Origin of the sequence: Psychrilyobacter sp., assembly GCF_049671765.1 — a bacterium.
GTDB lineage: Bacteria > Fusobacteriota > Fusobacteriia > Fusobacteriales > Fusobacteriaceae > Psychrilyobacter.
This window is the reverse complement of sequence record NZ_JBATVM010000251.1, coordinates 1-1,614: the sequence shown is the minus strand read 5'-3', so window position 1 is coordinate 1,614 and position 1,614 is coordinate 1. Positions and strand designations below refer to the sequence as shown.

The following is a 1,614-nucleotide window of genomic DNA, read 5'->3' as shown; positions in this document are numbered from 1 at the left end:
ACCCTAACGTTATAAAATGTGGAGCAAGTCTAAAATAAACATAGTTATTTTCCTTAGTCATACCAGAAGCATTTGAAATCCCAGTAGCAAAACGATCTTTAAAAGCTAAAAAGATATTTATTAATAACAATTCTTTGTCTTCTTTAAATTCAAGATTACCTTCTTCAACCGTAATTTTTTTTGTTTCTAACAATTTTTTAATTTCTTTATATGAATATCCTGATTTTAATATTCTTTTATCTTTATCTTTCATTTTAGACTTTTCTACTTGTAATTCTAACTTTGTAATTTTTTCTAAAAGTTTTAAATTTTTTTCTTCTAATTTCTGGGTATTTTTTATTTTGTCACCTCTAATCCAACCGATTCTAGGACTCGTATAAAATTCTTTATAAAGTGCTCCCATTACTGTTGATTTTAACTCGTCTTCTGTTTTCCAAAATTCACACATCTTGTCTGCTGTTACTTTTTTTCTAAAAGCATTTAATTTTTTTATAAGTTCAGGATCAGTTTCTCTTTCTGATGGTTTGGTCGAAACATCTTCCGATCTTACAAAACTTAATATAGGTATTCCTAGTGATTTAGCATAATCATATTCCATTTCTGTGTATCCAATACCATCTTCATTCAGGCTTCCATATCTATGTCCCAAAATTAAAACATAGTAGTCTGTATTATCTATTATTTTAGTTATTATTTCCCATTGAGATTTATTACTTGCACTAAACAATTCCATCCCTATTGGAAGGTTATATGATTTTAATATTTCATCTGACACTTTTTGTCTTGCTTCAATAAGATCTTTATATGTTGAACTTATAAAAACTTGATATTTTTTATCCAATTTGATTCCCCCTACCTTTTCTTTTAATTCAAATATTTGCTTTTCCTACCCCTTATTCAAAACCCAAATTACTTTGTTACAAAAATCTTATTTACTTAAAAACATCATAAGAAGAATTGCTATACCCATCCCAATATGAATTTTTTTATTGAAAATTTCATATTTTATTCCTAAAAATATTCCTAATGGCCAGAATGCTATATAACTAAAAATTACAAACCATTTAGTTTTAAAAAATTTTATTTTTTCAGGACTAATATTTTTATTTTTATTTTTATTTTCTGTTATCATTTTTTTATAGTCATTAAGAAAATTCATATTTTTTAATTTAGTTGAGCTATTTTTTATAGTGTTAAAACCAACGATTCTACCAATAAAAATTTCTCCATTTGGAATTTTTATTTCTAGTTCATCTCCTGTATAAATACCTAAGCTAGATTCATATTTAAATTCCTTTATAGTAGATCCCCATTTAATAATTTTTTTATGTTCTTCATCATCCCATTGTAAGTTTTTCAACCGAACTAAACAAATTGGTGTAAGCAAACTTAAAACTTCTTGAGAATATTTTGGTGGTTCTTGTTTTAATTCTTTTACTTCTAATATTGGTTCATAATTAGACATAGAATCTTTATTTTCTGTTAAATTGTAATTTTTTTCGACTTTTTTAACTATTCCAGTAGAAATTTGATCACCTTTAATTCTAACATCAACTTTATCATGATCTTTTATATTTAAAGAATATTTATTTAAAAAAGTGTAGACTCCAGTTT

Annotated in this window: 2 protein-coding genes; both read right to left on the bottom strand. The window is 25.1% G+C overall.

What is annotated here, in order from left to right; genetic code table 11:
* Positions 1 to 841: DUF4062 domain-containing protein (locus WBG30_RS12035; protein WP_424504904.1), on the bottom strand; the 841-nt coding region annotated here is incomplete at its 3' end.
* 87 nt (positions 842 to 928) lie between these two features.
* The coding region (locus tag WBG30_RS12030) for a hypothetical protein (protein ID WP_424504903.1) at positions 929 to 1,614 on the bottom strand (686 nt) is incomplete at its 5' end.